At 44.0% G+C, this 25,019-nt stretch carries 5 protein-coding genes; 4 read left to right on the forward strand and 1 reads right to left on the reverse strand.

Translation table 11 applies throughout. The features are described from left to right. The 3 genes from MmiHf6_RS07280 (at position 1) to MmiHf6_RS07290 (ending at position 24,456) form a co-directional block, all read left to right on the forward strand. On the forward strand, positions 1-23,184 hold the full coding sequence (locus tag MmiHf6_RS07280) for a Cna B-type domain-containing protein (protein ID WP_316557135.1): 23,184 nt from the start codon (positions 1-3) through the stop codon (positions 23,182-23,184). A gap of 129 nt (positions 23,185-23,313) precedes the next feature. After that, positions 23,314-23,943, forward strand: a complete 630-nt coding sequence (locus MmiHf6_RS07285; RefSeq protein ID WP_316557136.1) for an InlB B-repeat-containing protein — start codon at positions 23,314-23,316, stop codon at positions 23,941-23,943. A 69-nt stretch (positions 23,944-24,012) separates the two neighbouring features. After that, positions 24,013-24,456 carry an InlB B-repeat-containing protein gene (locus MmiHf6_RS07290; RefSeq protein ID WP_316557137.1) on the forward strand — a complete coding sequence of 148 codons (444 nt, stop codon included), beginning with the start codon at positions 24,013-24,015 and terminating at the stop codon, positions 24,454-24,456. A gap of 111 nt (positions 24,457-24,567) precedes the next feature. Here the strand turns inward: MmiHf6_RS07290 and MmiHf6_RS07295 are convergent, their stop codons facing one another. After that, the gene (locus MmiHf6_RS07295; RefSeq protein WP_316557138.1) at positions 24,568-24,726 is read right to left on the reverse strand and encodes a hypothetical protein; all 159 of its coding nucleotides are present in this window, start codon (positions 24,724-24,726) and stop codon (positions 24,568-24,570) included. 105 nt (positions 24,727-24,831) lie between these two features. On the opposite strand from MmiHf6_RS07295, the gene MmiHf6_RS07300 reads away from it, so the two are divergent. After that, complete coding sequence (locus MmiHf6_RS07300) at positions 24,832-24,990, forward strand: hypothetical protein (protein WP_316557139.1); 159 nt, start codon at positions 24,832-24,834, stop codon at positions 24,988-24,990. Positions 24,991-25,019: the final 29 nt, after the last annotated feature.

Here is a 25,019-nt window from a genome sequence, read left to right on the forward strand (position 1 = left end):
ATGTTGGCGACTGAAAAGTCTCTTTGGAAGAAATTCTTTACTTTTGTTTTAGTTATTTGTATTTTAACGTCAGGTTTTACCGGAATTGCGGGTGCGAGTATCGTTGATCCGAATGCATCTAATGAACGAGCTTATGTATCTATTGATCATTATTATGACGGAACTATTGATTACGATATCCCCTCCGACTTCCTATGGAAAACCATATCGATTGGGACATATCCGTTGCCGGATTGGACTTATACAAAAGCCGGAACATATAATGTAACAGATATCAAAATCATTGATCAATCTGCTGATGTTTTAATCAATCGTTGGTTATATAATTCATCTTCAGGCGGATATGATTTTTATAACGCTTCTACTGAGGCATATGCATTGGGTCAGGAATATTCCATTTCTCCTGATTCTTATAACTCCGGAATTTGGATTGAAGACGATGATTATGTAGAAATTAATGGGGACAACTGGCTTGATATTGGAGTTCTCACACAAGATGTAACAATCAATTTTTATTATGGAGATCCTGACCCTGTTAACTATAAACCTCATAATTATGAAAAAACAGGTTCTGTTCCATCCTATGATACTGTAAATATCGGCGATTCATATAATTTTAAAAATCATCATAATTATCATATGATAATTAATTACACTCAACATACGAATCCCGGTCCCTATTCGTATGTTCACACAGTTCATAATTATGAAGGAATTATTGACAGCCCAAGCGGAAGCACTGATTATTGTGAAGAAATAAACGAAGACCGTGTTTTAGCAGATCAAGAAATAGATTTAAGCAACAGAATTCAGAAAAATTTTAACGATTATGAATACATTATCGATTCCATTACAATTCAATACGAGACAATTAATTATACCATAGATTATTGGAACGAGGACTATTCTAATAACTTTAATTATGAGGAATCATTGGTTGTCGGGGATGTAGTTGATTTAACAGAACATTCCTCAAAAGTATATTCTAATGGTCCATTGACGGTATCAGAGTATTTCGCTCCTCAAACTTTAACTGAAGATGATAATCTTGTTACAAAAATTATTAGAAAATACATATATGGTAGTAATTATTTGACAGGTTATTTTGCTACCAATGCCGTTTATCCGCTTACTCAAAAAATCACTTATTTCAATAATGATAATTCTAATCTTCCTTCCAATGATCCGATTGAATTGAATATTGACAGTCCCACATACACTTTTGAGGAAGGGTTACACTATGTTTTAAAAATAAATTATAAACGCGGTTTCCCGATTACACATCATTACAATGATGGGGAAGGCAATAATTATGAATTCAGTGAAGGTAAAACTGCAACATATGATGTGAATACACCTTTATACGAATGGAATAAGCCGGTTTACGGCGATGAAACATATTCATTGGTTCGCATTGAAGTTATTGAATCTGCCAGTTCATTGAATATCAAGCATTACAGTAACGATTCCGGTTATGTGGATGAAGCACTTAACACTGATTGGTCTTTATTTTATCAAGAGCAAATTCCTGTTATTGAAGGATATAAGATTCCGGTATCAATGTTTTTGTTGAATGAAAATAGTTATTCCGGTCATAATTCTAACAATTCCAGCTCTCCTTGGCTTGAAGAGTTACGTTATTCGTTATATGATGTCATGGAAATGGATAGTGGTAAAAATTTCTTGAATATTCTTTATTCCTCTTTAATAATTCCTCGAGCAATAGCAACTATCGTTTCACCCGACGGTTCATACCTCCACAGAACTTGGACACCTAATGATTTGGATCCTGCAAATTACCAATTTACTGAAGGAAAAGCTTACGAAGTTCATTATTATTATGAACAAAGCGGAGCTTCCGAAAGATATACTTTGACCTATGACGGCAACGGCCATACAGGCGGATCAGTTCCGACTGATTCAAACACTTACCCGTCCGGTTCATATGCGACGGTTCAATATCCGTGGGATCTTGAAAAAGATAGCTATTTCTTTTCACATTGGAATGAGAAAGCAGACGGAACAGGTAATTCTTATTATCCAGGATTTTATCCGTTAAATCAAGTTTTAATGACTCAAGATACAACAGTTTACGCAACATGGGCACGAGATCTCCCTGTTAATCATAATTATTATCCTGAAAATTATCCGGAAGATCCTGTCATTGTTTATTCTGAAACAAAATCTGCACTTAATAATGTGGAATATGATTTGGAATCTTGGGCCCGATATGCGAATGACGGCTATTATTATTCGCTGGATAATGTTACTATACATTTTTCAGATTTAGACGGCTCCAATCCTTTCGATGTAATTCTTGATTCTTCTACATATTATTTGTATACATTTGATGCCGATAAAAAATATGAAATAGATCTCAATTATAATAATCCATCTAACGTATATTATTATGTTATATATCTCGATAATGGGACTGACAGTGGTTATCCTCCTGAAGATTCTAATTACTATTACTATGGAGGGGAAGTAACCGTTTTGGATAATATTGGAAGCTATGACTGGCAGACAGGTACATACATCCCTCTGGAAAAAGACGGCTACGATTTTATCGGTTGGAATATGTATGAAGATTTGTCAGGTATGACATATGCCCCCGAAAGTAAATTTTTTATCGATTTGTCCATTCCTGCAGTCTACATGTATGGAAATTATTATATCTACCTTTATCCTGTTTGGGAACCATCCGATTCAACCAAGTATAATGTCACTTTCAATGCGATGGGCGGAACCTTTGATGATGCCGCCGTTATTACAACAACACCGACATCTTCAGGTCTGACTTATGACTACAGCCAAACAGATTCTTCCGACAATGAATTATTGATTGTTTCCAACGTTACGAGTAATGTTTTAATTTCCGAGCCGTCACCTGCGACAACAAAAGCAGATTATGTGATTGAAGGTTGGTATACGACTGAGGATTATCAAAGCACATCGAAATGGGATTTCGGCACGAACAAAATTACAGGCGATGTGACTCTTTATGCGAAGTGGATTTCCGGCGGCAATCTTCCGTTAAAACACATTTATAATACAAACGGCGCCGAAACAAATCACAGCGAAACAAAACTTGTCGGATGGGATGTCGTTACGGATATGAGCGGCTGGCCTGTTTTGGATCCTGACGTTTATTTCACTGATTCGACTTTAGACGGCGATTATCAAATTGATAAAATTGTGATTCGTGAGCCGGGCAAATGGTGGATTGTCAGGCATTTTGAAGATGATTTTTGGGGAACCCAAATTGTAGGGTCAAAAACGTTGACTGTATATGATTCAACAATCACTCCTGCCGAGTATGTTGAATCTGCATATGATTCCGGAAAACCATATAAGTTTAACGATAGTTACAGCCATGACGAAGGTACGATGTTTGTTATTTCTTCCAGATATACAAATATTAATGATGAATTGGAATTTGCAAATGAAGGTGCAAATTATATCAATTTGTTTTATAAGATTATTCCGAGTGTAATTAATACTTTTATTTCAGGGAATTACAAATATTCTGTAATTACAGATGATCCGACAGATCCGAATGACAGTGACAACAATCTTTCAAATCCGCATTTCACGTTTGAATCCGGTAAAGAATACGAAGTTGAAATTTATTACAGTTTAAAAGATTCGGCAAAGTACACTGTTACTTATGATGCCAACGGCGGCATCGGAAACGGCGGCAATGCCAACGGTGAAAGTGTCCCGATTGATATTTTGAGTCCGTATTCTGCCGGCTCAACGGTTATGGTTTTAGAAAATTATTACGAATTAGAAAAAGACGGCTATTCTTTTTCAGGATGGAACACGGCTGCTGACGGACTCGGCACATCTTATGCAGCAGACGGAACGGGTACATTTACGATGCCTGCTAACGATGTTGTTTTGTATGCGGAATGGAAGATTAATGAATATACCGTTATTTACAATGCAACAGACGGGGCTTTCGTAGGCGATGAAACTGTTGGCAGTTATTTCCGTTACTTCGATAATAATGGTCAAGATTTAGTTGTCGGTACCGTAACACACGGCTCTACGGTTCCGTTCCCGAGTGCCGATCCGACTGCGGAAAATAAGATTTTCGACGGTTGGTATGTCGGTGATTCAGCCGGTGTTATTAGTGATGTTGAATGGACTGAAACAACACCTGTAGTTGAAAGGACTTTTGTTTATGCAAAGTGGGAGCCTGTGAAATATACTGTGAAATTTATTTCAAACGGCGGTGTTTTTGATGAAAGTACTATTGTTACATCCTATGATACATCTCAAAATTTCAATGTTCAGCACACAAACATCAATGAAACATTGTTAACATTGGAAGTTCCGCATGGTACTCTCCTTGATATTCCCAGACCTTATCCAACGAAAGCCGATCCTTATATTCCGGGCGGAACACTTGGTCCGGGAAATTGGCATACTGATCTTGAATTAACTCAGCTTTGGAGTAATACAGATTCTCCTATCATAGAAGATACAACACTTTATCTTAAGTGGAATGAAACAACAAAAGCCGATATGTGGATTCTTACTTTCAATGCGATGGGAGGTCAATATAATGAATCTGTGGACGGAACTACAATCAGTGTTTCCAATTCTTTGAATCCGTCATTGAATTATTCATTTATAGATGATATCGATGATACTGGTTTCAGATTATTTATTGCTGAACCGGTTTTGGATAATTCAACTATTACGGCGCCTGATGAAGAGCCCACACGCGAAGGTTATGAGTTTAAGGGGTGGTGGTATTATCACTACCAATTCGGACAACAGCCTGAAGTGCGTTATTGGAATTTCACAGGTTCTGCTGATCCGACAAATGTTACCGATTCTCATATTCTTTATGCGGAATGGGAAGACGAAGTGTATGATGAAATCACTGTTACCAAAGTTTGGACTGATGATTCCGACAGTGCCGGTTTCCGTCCCGACAACGTGACTGTTCGTTTAATGAACGGCCTCACTCAATTCGGTTCCGATCTCGTTATTGAAAATGCAACTTGGACCAATTCCTGGACCGACGTTCCGAAATACGCGAACGGTCAATTGATCACCTATACCGTTGAAGAAGTTGATGTTCCGACTGAATACACTTCTGTTTCTTCCGGCACTGCTTCTTCCGGCTTCACTGTGACCAACACGTTTGATGACTTGAATTACAGTCAGGTCACTGTTACCAAAGTTTGGACTGATGATTCCGACAGTGCCGGTTTCCGTCCCGACAACGTGACTGTTCGTTTAATGAACGGCCTCACTCAATTCGGTTCCGATCTCGTTATTGAAAATGCAACTTGGACCAATTCCTGGACCGACGTTCCGAAATACGCGAACGGTCAATTGATCACCTATACCGTTGAAGAAGTTGATGTTCCGACTGAATACACTTCTGTTTCTTCCGGCACTGCTTCTTCCGGCTTCACTGTGACCAACACGTTTGATGACTTGAATTACAGTCAGGTCACTGTTACCAAAGTTTGGACTGACGATTCCGACAGTGCCGGTTTCCGTCCCGACAACGTGACTGTTCGTTTAATGAACGGCCTCACTCAATTCGGTTCCGACCTCGTTATTGAAAATGCAACTTGGACCAATTCCTGGACCGACGTTCCGAAATACGCGAACGGTCAATTGATCACCTATACCGTTGAAGAAGTTGATGTTCCGACTGAATACACTTCTGTTTCTTCCGGCACTGCTTCTTCCGGCTTCACTGTGACCAACACGTTTGATGACTTGAATTACAGTCAGGTCACTGTTACCAAAGTTTGGACTGACGATTCCGACAGTGCCGGTTTCCGTCCCGACAACGTGACTGTTCGTTTAATGAACGGCCTCACTCAATTCGGTTCCGACCTCGTTATTGAAAATGCAACTTGGACCAATTCCTGGACCGACGTTCCGAAATACGCGAACGGTCAATTGATCACCTATACCGTTGAAGAAGTTGATGTTCCGACTGAATATACTTCTGTTTCTTCCGGCACTGCTTCTTCCGGCTTCACTGTGACCAACACGTTTGATGACTTGAATTACAGTCAGGTCACTGTTACCAAAGTTTGGACTGATGATTCCGACAGTGCCGGTTTCCGTCCCGACAACGTGACTGTTCGTTTAATGAACGGCCTCACTCAATTCGGTTCCGATCTCGTTATTGAAAATGCAACTTGGACCAATTCCTGGACCGACGTTCCGAAATACGCGAACGGTCAATTGATCACCTATACCGTTGAAGAAGTTGATGTTCCGACTGAATACACTTCTGTTTCTTCCGGTACTGCTTCTTCCGGCTTCACTGTGACCAACACGTTTGATGACTTGAATTACAGTCAGGTCACTGTTACCAAAGTTTGGACTGACGATTCCGACAGTGCCGGTTTCCGTCCCGACAACGTGACTGTTCGTTTAATGAACGGCCTCACTCAATTCGGTTCCGACCTCGTTATTGAAAATGCAACTTGGACCAATTCCTGGACCGACGTTCCGAAATACGCGAACGGTCAATTGATCACCTATACCGTTGAAGAAGTTGATGTTCCGACTGAATATACTTCTGTTTCTTCCGGCACTGCTTCTTCCGGCTTCACTGTGACCAACACGTTTGATGACTTGAATTACAGTCAGGTCACTGTTACCAAAGTTTGGACTGATGATTCCGACAGTGCCGGTTTCCGTCCCGACAACGTGACTGTTCGTTTAATGAACGGCCTCACTCAATTCGGTTCCGATCTCGTTATTGAAAATGCAACTTGGACCAATTCCTGGACCGACGTTCCGAAATACGCGAACGGTCAATTGATCACCTATACCGTTGAAGAAGTTGATGTTCCGACTGAATACACTTCTGTTTCTTCCGGCACTGCTTCTTCCGGCTTCACTGTGACCAACACGTTTGATGACTTGAATTACAGTCAGGTCACTGTTACCAAAGTTTGGACTGACGATTCCGACAGTGCCGGTTTCCGTCCCGACAACGTGACTGTTCGTTTAATGAACGGCCTCACTCAATTCGGTTCCGACCTCGTTATTGAAAATGCAACTTGGACCAATTCCTGGACCGACGTTCCGAAATACGCGAACGGTCAATTGATCACCTATACCGTTGAAGAAGTTGATGTTCCGACTGAATACACTTCTGTTTCTTCCGGTACTGCTTCTTCCGGCTTCACTGTGACCAACACGTTTGATGACTTGAATTACAGTCAGGTCACTGTTACCAAAGTTTGGACTGACGATTCCGACAGTGCCGGTTTCCGTCCCGACAACGTGACTGTTCGTTTAATGAACGGCCTCACTCAATTCGGTTCCGATCTCGTTATTGAAAATGCAACTTGGACCAATTCCTGGACCGACGTTCCGAAATACGCGAACGGTCAATTGATCACCTATACCGTTGAAGAAGTTGATGTTCCGACTGAATACACTTCTGTTTCTTCCGGTACTGCTTCTTCCGGCTTCACTGTGACCAACACGTTTGATGACTTGAATTACAGTCAGGTCACTGTTACCAAAGTTTGGACTGATGATTCCGACAGTGCCGGTTTCCGTCCCGACAACGTGACTGTTCGTTTAATGAACGGCCTCACTCAATTCGGTTCCGACCTCGTTATTGAAAATGCAACTTGGACCAATTCCTGGACCGACGTTCCGAAATACGCGAACGGTCAATTGATCACCTATACCGTTGAAGAAGTTGATGTTCCGACTGAATATACTTCTGTTTCTTCCGGCACTGCTTCTTCCGGCTTCACTGTGACCAACACGTTTGATGACTTGAATTACAGTCAGGTCACTGTTACCAAAGTTTGGACTGACGATTCCGACAGTGCCGGTTTCCGTCCCGACAACGTGACTGTTCGTTTAATGAACGGCCTCACTCAATTCGGTTCCGACCTCGTTATTGAAAATGCAACTTGGACCAATTCCTGGACCGACGTTCCGAAATACGCGAACGGTCAATTGATCACCTATACCGTTGAAGAAGTTGATGTTCCGACTGAATACACTTCTGTTTCTTCCGGTACTGCTTCTTCCGGCTTCACTGTGACCAACACGTTTGATGACTTGAATTACAGTCAGGTCACTGTTACCAAAGTTTGGACTGATGATTCCGACAGTGCCGGTTTCCGTCCCGACAACGTGACTGTTCGTTTAATGAACGGCCTCACTCAATTCGGTTCCGACCTCGTTATTGAAAATGCAACTTGGACCAATTCCTGGACCGACGTTCCGAAATACGCGAACGGTCAATTGATCACCTATACCGTTGAAGAAGTTGATGTTCCGACTGAATATACTTCTGTTTCTTCCGGCACTGCTTCTTCCGGCTTCACTGTGACCAACACGTTTGATGACTTGAATTACAGTCAGGTCACTGTTACCAAAGTTTGGACTGATGATTCCGACAGTGCCGGTTTCCGTCCCGACAACGTGACTGTTCGTTTAATGAACGGCCTCACTCAATTCGGTTCCGACCTCGTTATTGAAAATGCAACTTGGACCAATTCCTGGACCGACGTTCCGAAATACGCGAACGGTCAATTGATCACCTATACCGTTGAAGAAGTTGATGTTCCGACTGAATACACTTCTGTTTCTTCCGGTACTGCTTCTTCCGGCTTCACTGTGACCAACACGTTTGATGACTTGAATTACAGTCAGGTCACTGTTACCAAAGTTTGGACTGATGATTCCGACAGTGCCGGTTTCCGTCCCGACAACGTGACTGTTCGTTTAATGAACGGCCTCACTCAATTCGGTTCCGACCTCGTTATTGAAAATGCAACTTGGACCAATTCCTGGACCGACGTTCCGAAATACGCGAACGGTCAATTGATCACCTATACCGTTGAAGAAGTTGATGTTCCGACTGAATATACTTCTGTTTCTTCCGGTACTGCTTCTTCCGGCTTCACTGTGACCAACACGTTTGATGACTTGAATTACAGTCAGGTCACTGTTACCAAAGTTTGGACTGATGATTCCGACAGTGCCGGTTTCCGTCCCGACAACGTGACTGTTCGTTTAATGAACGGCCTCACTCAATTCGGTTCCGATCTCGTTATTGAAAATGCAACTTGGACCAATTCCTGGACCGACGTTCCGAAATACGCGAACGGTCAATTGATCACCTATACCGTTGAAGAAGTTGATGTTCCGACTGAATACACTTCTGTTTCTTCCGGTACTGCTTCTTCCGGCTTCACTGTGACCAACACGTTTGATGACTTGAATTACAGTCAGGTCACTGTTACCAAAGTTTGGACTGACGATTCCGACAGTGCCGGTTTCCGTCCCGACAACGTGACTGTTCGTTTAATGAACGGCCTCACTCAATTCGGTTCCGATCTCGTTATTGAAAATGCAACTTGGACCAATTCCTGGACCGACGTTCCGAAATACGCGAACGGTCAATTGATCACCTATACCGTTGAAGAAGTTGATGTTCCGACTGAATATACTTCTGTTTCTTCCGGCACTGCTTCTTCCGGCTTCACTGTGACCAACACGTTTGATGACTTGAATTACAGTCAGGTCACTGTTACCAAAGTTTGGACTGATGATTCCGACAGTGCCGGTTTCCGTCCCGACAACGTGACTGTTCGTTTAATGAACGGCCTCACTCAATTCGGTTCCGACCTCGTTATTGAAAATGCAACTTGGACCAATTCCTGGACCGACGTTCCGAAATACGCGAACGGTCAATTGATCACCTATACCGTTGAAGAAGTTGATGTTCCGACTGAATATACTTCTGTTTCTTCCGGTACTGCTTCTTCCGGCTTCACTGTGACCAACACGTTTGATGACTTGAATTACAGTCAGGTCACTGTTACCAAAGTTTGGACTGATGATTCCGACAGTGCCGGTTTCCGTCCCGACAACGTGACTGTTCGTTTAATGAACGGCCTCACTCAATTCGGTTCCGACCTCGTTATTGAAAATGCAACTTGGACCAATTCCTGGACCGACGTTCCGAAATACGCGAACGGTCAATTGATCACCTATACCGTTGAAGAAGTTGATGTTCCGACTGAATACACTTCTGTTTCTTCCGGTACTGCTTCTTCCGGCTTCACTGTGACCAACACGTTTGATGACTTGAATTACAGTCAGGTCACTGTTACCAAAGTTTGGACTGATGATTCCGACAGTGCCGGTTTCCGTCCCGACAACGTGACTGTTCGTTTAATGAACGGCCTCACTCAATTCGGTTCCGACCTCGTTATTGAAAATGCAACTTGGACCAATTCCTGGACCGACGTTCCGAAATACGCGAACGGTCAATTGATCACCTATACCGTTGAAGAAGTTGATGTTCCGACTGAATATACTTCTGTTTCTTCCGGTACTGCTTCTTCCGGCTTCACTGTGACCAACACGTTTGATGACTTGAATTACAGTCAGGTCACTGTTACCAAAGTTTGGACTGACGATTCCGACAGTGCCGGTTTCCGTCCCGACAACGTGACTGTTCGTTTAATGAACGGCCTCACTCAATTCGGTTCCGACCTCGTTATTGAAAATGCAACTTGGACCAATTCCTGGACCGACGTTCCGAAATACGCGAACGGTCAATTGATCACCTATACCGTTGAAGAAGTTGATGTTCCGACTGAATATACTTCTGTTTCTTCCGGCACTGCTTCTTCCGGCTTCACTGTGACCAACACGTTTGATGACTTGAATTACAGTCAGGTCACTGTTACCAAAGTTTGGACTGACGATTCCGACAGTGCCGGTTTCCGTCCCGACAACGTGACTGTTCGTTTAATGAACGGCCTCACTCAATTCGGTTCCGACCTCGTTATTGAAAATGCAACTTGGACCAATTCCTGGACCGACGTTCCGAAATACGCGAACGGTCAATTGATCACCTATACCGTTGAAGAAGTTGATGTTCCGACTGAATACACTTCTGTTTCTTCCGGTACTGCTTCTTCCGGCTTCACTGTGACCAACACGTTTGATGACTTGAATTACAGTCAGGTCACTGTTACCAAAGTTTGGACTGATGATTCCGACAGTGCCGGTTTCCGTCCCGACAACGTGACTGTTCGTTTAATGAACGGCCTCACTCAATTCGGTTCCGACCTCGTTATTGAAAATGCAACTTGGACCAATTCCTGGACCGACGTTCCGAAATACGCGAACGGTCAATTGATCACCTATACCGTTGAAGAAGTTGATGTTCCGACTGAATACACTTCTGTTTCTTCCGGCACTGCTTCTTCCGGCTTCACTGTGACCAACACGTTTGATGACTTGAATTACAGTCAGGTCACTGTTACCAAAGTTTGGACTGATGATTCCGACAGTGCCGGTTTCCGTCCCGACAACGTGACTGTTCGTTTAATGAACGGCCTCACTCAATTCGGTTCCGATCTCGTTATTGAAAATGCAACTTGGACCAATTCCTGGACCGACGTTCCGAAATACGCGAACGGTCAATTGATCACCTATACCGTTGAAGAAGTTGATGTTCCGACTGAATACACTTCTGTTTCTTCCGGTACTGCTTCTTCCGGCTTCACTGTGACCAACACGTTTGATGACTTGAATTACAGTCAGGTCACTGTTACCAAAGTTTGGACTGACGATTCCGACAGTGCCGGTTTCCGTCCCGACAACGTGACTGTTCGTTTAATGAACGGCCTCACTCAATTCGGTTCCGACCTCGTTATTGAAAATGCAACTTGGACCAATTCCTGGACCGACGTTCCGAAATACGCGAACGGTCAATTGATCACCTATACCGTTGAAGAAGTTGATGTTCCGACTGAATACACTTCTGTTTCTTCCGGTACTGCTTCTTCCGGCTTCACTGTGACCAACACGTTTGATGACTTGAATTACAGTCAGGTCACTGTTACCAAAGTTTGGACTGACGATTCCGACAGTGCCGGTTTCCGTCCCGACAACGTGACTGTTCGTTTAATGAACGGCCTCACTCAATTCGGTTCCGACCTCGTTATTGAAAATGCAACTTGGACCAATTCCTGGACCGACGTTCCGAAATACGCGAACGGTCAATTGATCACCTATACCGTTGAAGAAGTTGATGTTCCGACTGAATACACTTCTGTTTCTTCCGGTACTGCTTCTTCCGGCTTCACTGTGACCAACACGTTTGATGACTTGAATTACAGTCAGGTCACTGTTACCAAAGTTTGGACTGACGATTCCGACAGTGCCGGTTTCCGTCCCGACAACGTGACTGTTCGTTTAATGAACGGCCTCACTCAATTCGGTTCCGACCTCGTTATTGAAAATGCAACTTGGACCAATTCCTGGACCGACGTTCCGAAATACGCGAACGGTCAATTGATCACCTATACCGTTGAAGAAGTTGATGTTCCGACTGAATACACTTCTGTTTCTTCCGGTACTGCTTCTTCCGGCTTCACTGTGACCAACACGTTTGATGACTTGAATTACAGTCAGGTCACTGTTACCAAAGTTTGGACTGACGATTCCGACAGTGCCGGTTTCCGTCCCGACAACGTGACTGTTCGTTTAATGAACGGCCTCACTCAATTCGGTTCCGACCTCGTTATTGAAAATGCAACTTGGACCAATTCCTGGACCGACGTTCCGAAATACGCGAACGGTCAATTGATCACCTATACCGTTGAAGAAGTTGATGTTCCGACTGAATATACTTCTGTTTCTTCCGGCACTGCTTCTTCCGGCTTCACTGTGACCAACACGTTTGATGACTTGAATTACAGTCAGGTCACTGTTACCAAAGTTTGGACTGACGATTCCGACAGTGCCGGTTTCCGTCCCGACAACGTGACTGTTCGTTTAATGAACGGCCTCACTCAATTCGGTTCCGACCTCGTTATTGAAAATGCAACTTGGACCAATTCCTGGACCGACGTTCCGAAATACGCGAACGGTCAATTGATCACCTATACCGTTGAAGAAGTTGATGTTCCGACTGAATATACTTCTGTTTCTTCCGGCACTGCTTCTTCCGGCTTCACTGTGACCAACACGTTTGATGACTTGAATTACAGTCAGGTCACTGTTACCAAAGTTTGGACTGATGATTCCGACAGTGCCGGTTTCCGTCCCGACAACGTGACTGTTCGTTTAATGAACGGCCTCACTCAATTCGGTTCCGACCTCGTTATTGAAAATGCAACTTGGACCAATTCCTGGACCGACGTTCCGAAATACGCGAACGGTCAATTGATCACCTATACCGTTGAAGAAGTTGATGTTCCGACTGAATATACTTCTGTTTCTTCCGGTACTGCTTCTTCCGGCTTCACTGTGACCAACACGTTTGATGACTTGAATTACAGTCAGGTCACTGTTACCAAAGTTTGGACTGACGATTCCGACAGTGCCGGTTTCCGTCCCGACAACGTGACTGTTCGTTTAATGAACGGCCTCACTCAATTCGGTTCCGACCTCGTTATTGAAAATGCAACTTGGACCAATTCCTGGACCGACGTTCCGAAATACGCGAACGGTCAATTGATCACCTATACCGTTGAAGAAGTTGATGTTCCGACTGAATACACTTCTGTTTCTTCCGGTACTGCTTCTTCCGGCTTCACTGTGACCAACACGTTTGATGACTTGAATTACAGTCAGGTCACTGTTACCAAAGTTTGGACTGACGATTCCGACAGTGCCGGTTTCCGTCCCGACAACGTGACTGTTCGTTTAATGAACGGCCTCACTCAATTCGGTTCCGACCTCGTTATTGAAAATGCAACTTGGACCAATTCCTGGACCGACGTTCCGAAATACGCGAACGGTCAATTGATCACCTATACCGTTGAAGAAGTTGATGTTCCGACTGAATACACTTCTGTTTCTTCCGGTACTGCTTCTTCCGGCTTCACTGTGACCAACACGTTTGATGACTTGAATTACAGTCAGGTCACTGTTACCAAAGTTTGGACTGACGATTCCGACAGTGCCGGTTTCCGTCCCGACAACGTGACTGTTCGTTTAATGAACGGCCTCACTCAATTCGGTTCCGACCTCGTTATTGAAAATGCAACTTGGACCAATTCCTGGACCGACGTTCCGAAATACGCGAACGGTCAATTGATCACCTATACCGTTGAAGAAGTTGATGTTCCGACTGAATACACTTCTGTTTCTTCCGGTACTGCTTCTTCCGGCTTCACTGTGACCAACACGTTTGATGACTTGAATTACAGTCAGGTCACTGTTACCAAAGTTTGGACTGACGATTCCGACAGTGCCGGTTTCCGTCCCGACAACGTGACTGTTCGTTTAATGAACGGCCTCACTCAATTCGGTTCCGACCTCGTTATTGAAAATGCAACTTGGACCAATTCCTGGACCGACGTTCCGAAATACGCGAACGGTCAATTGATCACCTATACCGTTGAAGAAGTTGATGTTCCGACTGAATACACTTCTGTTTCTTCCGGCACTGCTTCTTCCGGCTTCACTGTGACCAACACGTTTGATGACTTGAATTACAGTCAGGTCACTGTTACCAAAGTTTGGACTGACGATTCCGACAGTGCCGGTTTCCGTCCCGACAACGTGACTGTTCGTTTAATGAACGGCCTCACTCAATTCGGTTCCGACCTCGTTATTGAAAATGCAACTTGGACCAATTCCTGGACCGACGTTCCGAAATACGCGAACGGTCAATTGATCACCTATACCGTTGAAGAAGTTGATGTTCCGACTGAATATACTTCTGTTTCTTCCGGCACTGCTTCTTCCGGCTTCACTGTGACCAACACGTTTGATGACTTGAATTACAGTCAGGTCACTGTTACCAAAGTTTGGACTGATGATTCCGACAGTGCCGGTTTCCGTCCCGACAACGTGACTGTTCGTTTAATGAACGGCCTCACTCAATTCGGTTCCGACCTCGTTATTGAAAATGCAACTTGGACCAATTCCTGGACCGACGTTCCGAAATACGCGAACGGTCAATTGATCACCTATACCGTTGAAGAAGTTGATGTTCCGACTGAATATACTTCTGTTTCTTCCGGTACTGCTTCTTCCGGCTTCACTGTGACCAACACGTTTGATGACTTGAATTACAGTCAGGTCACTGTTACCAAAGTTTGGACTGATGATTCCGACAGTGCCGGTTTCCGTCCCGACAACGTGACTGTTCGTTTAATGAACGGCCTCACTCAATTCGGTTCCGATCTCGTTATTGAAAATGCAACTTGGACCAATTCCTGGACCGACGTTCCGAAATACGCGAACGGTCAATTGATCACCTATACCGTTGAAGAAGTTGATGTTCCGACTGAATACACTTCTGTTTCTTCCGGTACTGCTTCTTCCGGCTTCACTGTGACCAACACGTTTGATGACTTGAATTACAGTCAGGTCACTGTTACCAAAGTTTGGACTGATGATTCCGACAGTGCCGGTTTCCGTCCCGACAACGTGACTGTTCGTTTAATGAACGGCCTCACTCAATTCGGTTCCGATCTCGTTATTGAAAATGCAACTTGGACCAATTCCTGGACCGACGTTCCGAAATACGCGAACGGTCAATTGATCACCTATACCGTTGAAGAAGTTGATGTTCCGACTGAATACACTTCTGTTTCTTCCGGTACTGCTTCTTCCGGCTTCACTGTGACCAACACGTTTGATGACTTGAATTACAGTCAGGTCACTGTTACCAAAGTTTGGACTGATGATTCCGACAGTGCCGGTTTCCGTCCCGACAACGTGACTGTTCGTTTAATGAACGGCCTCACTCAATTCGGTTCCGACCTCGTTATTGAAAATGCAACTTGGACCAATTCCTGGACCGACGTTCCGAAATACGCGAACGGTCAATTGATCACCTATACCGTTGAAGAAGTTGATGTTCCGACTGAATATACTTCTGTTTCTTCCGGCACTGCTTCTTCCGGCTTCACTGTGACCAACACGTTTGATGACTTGAATTACAGTCAGGTCACTGTTACCAAAGTTTGGACTGATGATTCCGACAGTGCCGGTTTCCGTCCCGACAACGTGACTGTTCGTTTAATGAACGGCCTCACTCAATTCGGTTCCGATCTCGTTATTGAAAATGCAACTTGGACCAATTCCTGGACCGACGTTCCGAAATACGCGAACGGTCAATTGATCACCTATACCGTTGAAGAAGTTGATGTTCCGACTGAATATACTTCTGTTTCTTCCGGCACTGCTTCTTCCGGCTTCACTGTGACCAACACGTTTGATGACTTGAATTACAGTCAGGTCACTGTTACCAAAGTTTGGACTGATGATTCCGACAGTGCCGGTTTCCGTCCCGACAACGTGACTGTTCGTTTAATGAACGGCCTCACTCAATTCGGTTCCGACCTCGTTATTGAAAATGCAACTTGGACCAATTCCTGGACCGACGTTCCGAAATACGCGAACGGTCAATTGATCACCTATACCGTTGAAGAAGTTGATGTTCCGACTGAATATACTTCTGTTTCTTCCGGCACTGCTTCTTCCGGCTTCACTGTGACCAACACGTTTGATGACTTGAATTACAGTCAGGTCACTGTTACCAAAGTTTGGACTGATGATTCCGACAGTGCCGGTTTCCGTCCCGACAACGTGACTGTTCGTTTAATGAACGGCCTCACTCAATTCGGTTCCGACCTCGTTATTGAAAATGCAACTTGGACCAATTCCTGGACCGACGTTCCGAAATACGCGAACGGTCAATTGATCACCTATACCGTTGAAGAAGTTGATGTTCCGACTGAATACACTTCTGTTTCTTCCGGTACTGCTTCTTCCGGCTTCACTGTGACCAACACGTTTGATGACTTGAATTACAGTCAGGTCACTGTTACCAAAGTTTGGACTGATGATTCCGACAGTGCCGGTTTCCGTCCCGACAACGTGACTGTTCGTTTAATGAACGGCCTCACTCAATTCGGTTCCGACCTCGTTATTGAAAATGCAACTTGGACCAATTCCTGGACCGACGTTCCGAAATACGCGAACGGTCAATTGATCACCTATACCGTTGAAGAAGTTGATGTTCCGACTGAATACACTTCTGTTTCTTCCGGTACTGCTTCTTCCGGCTTCACTGTGACCAACACGTTTGATGACTTGAATTACAGTCAGGTCACTGTTACCAAAGTTTGGACTGATGATTCCGACAGTGCCGGTTTCCGTCCCGACAACGTGACTGTTCGTTTAATGAACGGCCTCACTCAATTCGGTTCCGACCTCGTTATTGAAAATGCAACTTGGACCAATTCCTGGACCGACGTTCCGAAATACGCGAACGGTCAATTGATCACCTATACCGTTGAAGAAGTTGATGTTCCGACTGAATACACTTCTGTTTCTTCCGGTACTGCTTCTTCCGGCTTCACTGTGACCAACACGTTTGATGACTTGAATTACAGTCAGGTCACTGTTACCAAAGTTTGGACTGATGATTCCGACAGTGCCGGTTTCCGTCCCGACAACGTGACTGTTCGTTTAATGAACGGCCTCACTCAATTCGGTTCCGACCTCGTTATTGAAAATGCAACTTGGACCAATTCCTGGACCGACGTTCCGAAATACGCGAACGGTCAATTGATCACCTATACCGTTGAAGAAGTTGATGTTCCGACTGAATATACTTCTGTTTCTTCCGGCACTGCTTCTTCCGGCTTCACTGTGACCAACACGTTTGATGACTTGAATTACAGTCAGGTCACTGTTACCAAAGTTTGGACTGATGATTCCGACAGTGCCGGTTTCCGTCCCGACAACGTGACTGTTCGTTTAATGAACGGCCTCACTCAATTCGGTTCCGACCTCGTTATTGAAAATGCAACTTGGACCAATTCCTGGACCGACGTTCCGAAATACGCGAACGGTCAATTGATCACCTATACCGTTGAAGAAGTTGATGTTCCGACTGAATATACTTCTGTTTCTTCCGGTACTGCTTCTTCCGGCTTCACTGTGACCAACACGTTTGATGACTTGAATTACAGTCAGGTCACTGTTACCAAAGTTTGGACTGATGATTCCGACAGTGCCGGTTTCCGTCCCGACAACGTGACTGTTCGTTTAATGAACGGCCTCACTCAATTCGGTTCCGATCTCGTTATTGAAAATGCAACTTGGACCAATTCCTGGACCGACGTTCCGAAATACGCGAACGGTCAATTGATCACCTATACCGTTGAAGAAGTTGATGTTCCGACTGAATATACTTCTGTTTCTTCCGGTACTGCTTCTTCCGGCTTCACTGTGACCAACACGTTTGATGACTTGAATTACAGTCAGGTCACTGTTACCAAAGTTTGGACTGACGATTCCGACAGTGCCGGTTTCCGTCCCGACAACGTGACTGTTCGTTTAATGAACGGCCTCACTCAATTCGGTTCCGATCTCGTTATTGAAAATGCAACTTGGACCAATTCCTGGACCGACGTTCCGAAATACGCGAACGGTCAATTGATCACCTATACCGTTGAAGAAGTTGATGTTCCGACTGAATATACTTCTGTTTCTTCCGGCACTGCTTCTTCCGGCTTCACTGTGACCAACACGTTTGATGACTTGAATTACAGTCAGGTCACTGTTACCAAAGTTTGGACTGATGATTCCGACAGTGCCGGTTTCCGTCCCGACAACGTGACTGTTCGTTTAATGAACGGCCTCACTCAATTCGGTTCCGACCTCGTTATTGAAAATGCAACTTGGACCAATTCCTGGACCGACGTTCCGAAATACGCGAACGGTCAATTGATCACCTATACCGTTGAAGAAGTTGATGTTCCGACTGAATATACTTCTGTTTCTTCCGGCACTGCTTCTTCCGGCTTCACTGTGACCAACACGTTTGATGACTTGAATTACAGTCAGGTCACTGTTACCAAAGTTTGGACTGATGATTCCGACAGTGCCGGTTTCCGTCCCGACAACGTGACTGTTCGTTTAATGAACGGCCTCACTCAATTCGGTTCCGACCTCGTTATTGAAAATGCAACTTGGACCAATTCCTGGACCGACGTTCCGAAATACGCGAACGGTCAATTGATCACCTATACCGTTGAAGAAGTTGATGTTCCGACTGAATACACTTCTGTTTCTTCCGGTACTGCTTCTTCCGGCTTCACTGTGACCAACACGTTTGATGACTTGAATTACAGTCAGGTCACTGTTACCAAAGTTTGGACTGATGATTCCGACAGTGCCGGTTTCCGTCCCGACAACGTGACTGTTCGTTTAATGAACGGCCTCACTCAATTCGGTTCCGACCTCGTTATTGAAAATGCAACTTGGACCAATTCCTGGACCGACGTTCCGAAATACGCGAACGGTCAATTGATCACCTATACCGTTGAAGAAGTTGATGTTCCGACTGAATACACTTCTGTTTCTTCCGGTACTGCTTCTTCCGGCTTCACTGTGACCAACACGTTTGATGACTTGAATTACAGTCAGGTCACTGTTACCAAAGTTTGGACTGACGATTCCGACAGTGCCGGTTTCCGTCCCGACAACGTGACTGTTCGTTTAATGAACGGCCTCACTCAATTCGGTTCCGACCTCGTTATTGAAAATGCAACTTGGACCAATTCCTGGACCGACGTTCCGAAATACGCGAACGGTCAATTGATCACCTATACCGTTGAAGAAGTTGATGTTCCGACTGAATACACTTCTGTTTCTTCCGGTACTGCTTCTTCCGGCTTCACTGTGACCAACACGTTTGATGACTTGAATTACAGTCAGGTCACTGTTACCAAAGTTTGGACTGATGATTCCGACAGTGCCGGTTTCCGTCCCGACAACGTGACTGTTCGTTTAATGAACGGCCTCACTCAATTCGGTTCCGATCTCGTTATTGAAAATGCAACTTGGACCAATTCCTGGACCGACGTTCCGAAATACGCGAACGGTCAATTGATCACCTATACCGTTGAAGAAGTTGATGTTCCGACTGAATACACTTCTGTTTCTTCCGGTACTGCTTCTTCCGGCTTCACTGTGACCAACACGTTTGATGACTTGAATTACAGTCAGGTCACTGTTACCAAAGTTTGGACTGATGATTCCGACAGTGCCGGTTTCCGTCCCGACAACGTGACTGTTCGTTTAATGAACGGCCTCACTCAATTCGGTTCCGATCTCGTTATTGAAAATGCAACTTGGACCAATTCCTGGACCGACGTTCCGAAATACGCGAACGGTCAATTGATCACCTATACCGTTGAAGAAGTTGATGTTCCGACTGAATACACTTCTGTTTCTTCCGGTACTGCTTCTTCCGGCTTCACTGTGACCAACACGTTTGATGACTTGAATTACAGTCAGGTCACTGTTACCAAAGTTTGGACTGATGATTCCGACAGTGCCGGTTTCCGTCCCGACAACGTGACTGTTCGTTTAATGAACGGCCTCACTCAATTCGGTTCCGACCTCGTTATTGAAAATGCAACTTGGACCAATTCCTGGACCGACGTTCCGAAATACGCGAACGGTCAATTGATCACCTATACCGTTGAAGAAGTTGATGTTCCGACTGAATATACTTCTGTTTCTTCCGGTACTGCTTCTTCCGGCTTCACTGTGACCAACACGTTTGATGACTTGAATTACAGTCAGGTCACTGTTACCAAAGTTTGGACTGACGATTCCGACAGTGCCGGTTTCCGTCCCGACAACGTGACTGTTCGTTTAATGAACGGCCTCACTCAATTCGGTTCCGATCTCGTTATTGAAAATGCAACTTGGACCAATTCCTGGACCGACGTTCCGAAATACGCGAACGGTCAATTGATCACCTATACCGTTGAAGAAGTTGATGTTCCGACTGAATACACTTCTGTTTCTTCCGGTACTGCTTCTTCCGGCTTCACTGTGACCAACACGTTTGATGACTTGAATTACAGTCAGGTCACTGTTACCAAAGTTTGGACTGATGATTCCGACAGTGCCGGTTTCCGTCCCGACAACGTGACTGTTCGTTTAATGAACGGCCTCACTCAATTCGGTTCCGATCTCGTTATTGAAAATGCAACTTGGACCAATTCCTGGACCGACGTTCCGAAATACGCGAACGGTCAATTGATCACCTATACCGTTGAAGAAGTTGATGTTCCGACTGAATACACTTCTGTTTCTTCCGGTACTGCTTCTTCCGGCTTCACTGTGACCAACACGTTTGATGACTTGAATTACAGTCAGGTCACTGTTACCAAAGTTTGGACTGACGATTCCGACAGTGCCGGTTTCCGTCCCGACAACGTGACTGTTCGTTTAATGAACGGCCTCACTCAATTCGGTTCCGATCTCGTTATTGAAAATGCAACTTGGACCAATTCCTGGACCGACGTTCCGAAATACGCGAACGGTCAATTGATCACCTATACCGTTGAAGAAGTTGATGTTCCGACTGAATACACTTCTGTTTCTTCCGGTACTGCTTCTTCCGGCTTCACTGTGACCAACACGTTTGATGACTTGAATTACAGTCAGGTCACTGTTACCAAAGTTTGGACTGACGATTCCGACAGTGCCGGTTTCCGTCCCGACAACGTGACTGTTCGTTTAATGAACGGCCTCACTCAATTCGGTTCCGATCTCGTTATTGAAAATGCAACTTGGACCAATTCCTGGACCGACGTTCCGAAATACGCGAACGGTCAATTGATCACCTATACCGTTGAAGAAGTTGATGTTCCGACTGAATACACTTCTGTTTCTTCCGGTACTGCTTCTTCCGGCTTCACTGTGACCAACACGTTTGATGACTTGAATTACAGTCAGGTCACTGTTACCAAAGTTTGGACTGATGATTCCGACAGTGCCGGTTTCCGTCCCGACAACGTGACTGTTCGTTTAATGAACGGCCTCACTCAATTCGGTTCCGATCTCGTTATTGAAAATGCAACTTGGACCAATTCCTGGACCGACGTTCCGAAATACGCGAACGGTCAATTGATCACCTATACCGTTGAAGAAGTTGATGTTCCGACTGAATATACTTCTGTTTCTTCCGGCACTGCTTCTTCCGGCTTCACTGTGACCAACACCTACGACGACGGCACCCTCCCCGAACTTTTCGACCTCACCGTCACCAAAGTTTGGAACGATGCAGCCGATACATCAAATCGCCCAACTTCCATTGAAGTTGTTTTAATCGCAGATGGTATCGAACAAGATACTCAAACATTGAGCGATGCCGATTGGACTTATACTTGGGATGATTTGGACAGACACGATAGCTTGAATAATGTTATTCTTTATGAAATCGAAGAAAAAACAGATCTCAGTGCTTATTACACAGTCTCTGTCACTCGATCCGGAGATACTTTCACTGTCACAAACAGTTTGAAATCAGTTCCGACAATCAATATTACAGTTGAAAAGATTTGGGATGACGATGACAACAGAGACGGTAAACGCCCTGAAGACATCACAGTTCAGTTAATAGACAAAAATGACACTGACAAAGTGGTTGCTGAAAAAGTCTTAAATGAATCTAATTCTTGGTTCGGCGAATGGTTGAATATGCCTGCAGAATTCGGTATTCATATTCCTGATTATGATGTTTGGGAAAAAGAGGTTCCTCAAGGGTATATTGATTCTGATGGCGGCTCATCATATAATGCCACCGATATCAATGTCATTATCAAAAACTCCTACACTCCCGAAAACACCGACATCAAAGTCGAAAAAATCTGGGATGATGACAACGATAAAAACGGCAAACGCCCGTCTGAAATTACCGTCAAATTGATGAATGGAAACACTGTTGTAGACACGGTTCAATTGAAAGCATCAGACAGTCCCGCCTGGACATATGAATGGACAGGAACAAACTTGTTCAAGTACGACAACGGAATCGAAATTGATTATACAATCGTTGAAACCGTTCCGACCAACTACACGCAAACAAGCAATGTCAAATCAGGAGATACAATCACAATAACGAACAAATATACACCGGGAACAACTCCGCCGGGTCCGGGACCGGGTCCGACGCCGTCTGACTCAGGCTCTTCAAGCACTCCCGGCGAATCTCATGAAGGATTTGAGGAAGAAGAAGATGTGGTCGAGCAAAAATCAGCCGTTGTGTTCCCGATATTTATGGCAATCTTTGTCATATTGGGCGGAATTGTCGTTCTCCGATATTACAAACGCAGACTTGAATTAAAAGGAATGAAACCGCCGATGTAAGTCGGTGATAAGTGACAAGAGCAGGCTGTTGAAAAACAGCTCGTTCCTTTTATTCGATTATTTCAATTATTTCAATTATTTCAATTTTTACTTTAAAATTTTGTAAAGTCGATTCAGAAAGTGATATTTATGTCAGAAATTCTCAAAAGAATAATTGCTGTATTTGTCATTTTCCTGATATTATTCTCGCTTCTCGGAACAGCAGCGGCAGCCCCGCGTAATTACATTGTTGTTTTTAATTTTGATGATGAAAATTATTACAAAAAATCCGTTCCAAGATTCACGGTCATGTCTGAAATCGAAACACCCGAAAAAGAAGGATACGTTTTTGCCGGCTGGTACGCCGATTACGCTCGTACGCAAGCATATGATTTTAGTCAACCTGTAATGGAACCGTTTCATTTGTATGCAAAATGGATTCCCGAAAATTCAACAGGATCAGCTTCAAATTCATCCGCTTCAAATTCGTCTTCTTCGAACTCATCTGCTTCAAATTCATCTGTTTCGAATTCTTCAACTTCAAACAATTCTTCATCCTCGAATAATTCTTCGTCATCAAATTCATCTTCGAATAATTCGTCGAGTTCAAAAGCCGTTTTGCCGATTCCGTCTGAAACAATTTCAAAATCACCTGCTCAAGGACGGGCTGAAGTTCCCGATTTGATTGATTCGATTCCGGACCCGTCGACACTCGCATTTTTGATTATTGCAGGAATCGGGGCGGCGATCGTTGCATATTTTATACTTTCAAAATCTTGATTCTTATTGCCTTTCGGCATTTATTTTTATTTTTATTTTTAATTTTACGATTCTTACAGGGGAAAGTTTATGGTTACAAAAGAAAGAAAAATCAGAACATTATCCGTTATCGGCATTCTCTTGCTGATTTCACTGACTTTTACGGGGACAGCTCTCGCGGCTGATAATTTCCTTGTCATTTTCATGTACGATGAAGATGAAGTTTATCTCAACAAACCGGTTGCAAGATACGCCCGCGTTTCCGAGCCGGAGCCGCCTGTTAAAAGCGGATATACATTCGGTGGCTGGTACACGGAACCCGAATGTATCAACAAATTCGATTTCGATACGCGGATTCCTTCAAAAACAACGCTTTACGCCAAATGGATTCCGTCTTCTTCCTCCTCGTCCGGCGGAAAAGCAGAAGGCGTCAGCGACAATCCGCCTTCATTTAAAATTCCGGGATTCGGTGCAGTATTCGGAATTGCGGCCGTCGTCGGCGCAGTTTTTGTTCTCGGGAGAAGAAAGATTTAACATTTTTCAAATTTCAAAATTCAAATTTCAAAAAATGCGTTTTTCTTTTCGATTATTTTTCAAAATCGCATTTTCCTTTAATTTGTTTTTTAAATCGTATTCCCTTTTTATTTATTTTTCAAAATTTGTGCGGCTCGCGCGCGGCGGCAGGCACCGAAAGATGGCGGAAAAATCGCTTCGCGATTTTTCAACAAACACCTCCCTCCCGCTGCAAACAAACACCTCCCTCCCGCTGCAAACAAACACCTCCCTCCCGCTGCAAACAAACACCTTCCTTCGGCTCCATTGAAATTGCAGGCGCATAGTCTAAAATATCGAAAACAGTAAAATATCATGAAACACTTGTATTCACTATTGAAGAAAGGAGAGTTGATTATGCACAAGGAATCATTTTCTGAAATTTTTACATATGTCGGAGAAGCTCCCGAACATACTGAAGAAGAGAAAAAAGAAATTGAAAGAATAATTAAAAATGGTCGGAAAGATTTTGAAAAACAAATAAAAGAAATGAATTGGAAAATCGTTTCCGAATAATAATCTTATTTTTAATCATTAATTTTTCT

The organism is Methanimicrococcus hongohii (genome assembly GCF_032594095.1).
In the GTDB taxonomy this organism is placed as follows: domain Archaea; phylum Halobacteriota; class Methanosarcinia; order Methanosarcinales; family Methanosarcinaceae; genus Methanimicrococcus; species Methanimicrococcus hongohii.

Coding starts and splice junctions, on each gene's coding strand:
- MmiHf6_RS07285 (WP_316557136.1), top strand. CDS start 23,314: ATGTCAGAAATTCTCAAAAGAATAATTGCTGTATTTGTCATTTTCCTG.
- MmiHf6_RS07290 (WP_316557137.1), top strand. CDS start 24,013: ATGGTTACAAAAGAAAGAAAAATCAGAACATTATCCGTTATCGGCATT.
- MmiHf6_RS07280 (WP_316557135.1), top strand. CDS start 1: ATGTTGGCGACTGAAAAGTCTCTTTGGAAGAAATTCTTTACTTTTGTT.
- MmiHf6_RS07300 (WP_316557139.1), top strand. CDS start 24,832: ATGCACAAGGAATCATTTTCTGAAATTTTTACATATGTCGGAGAAGCT.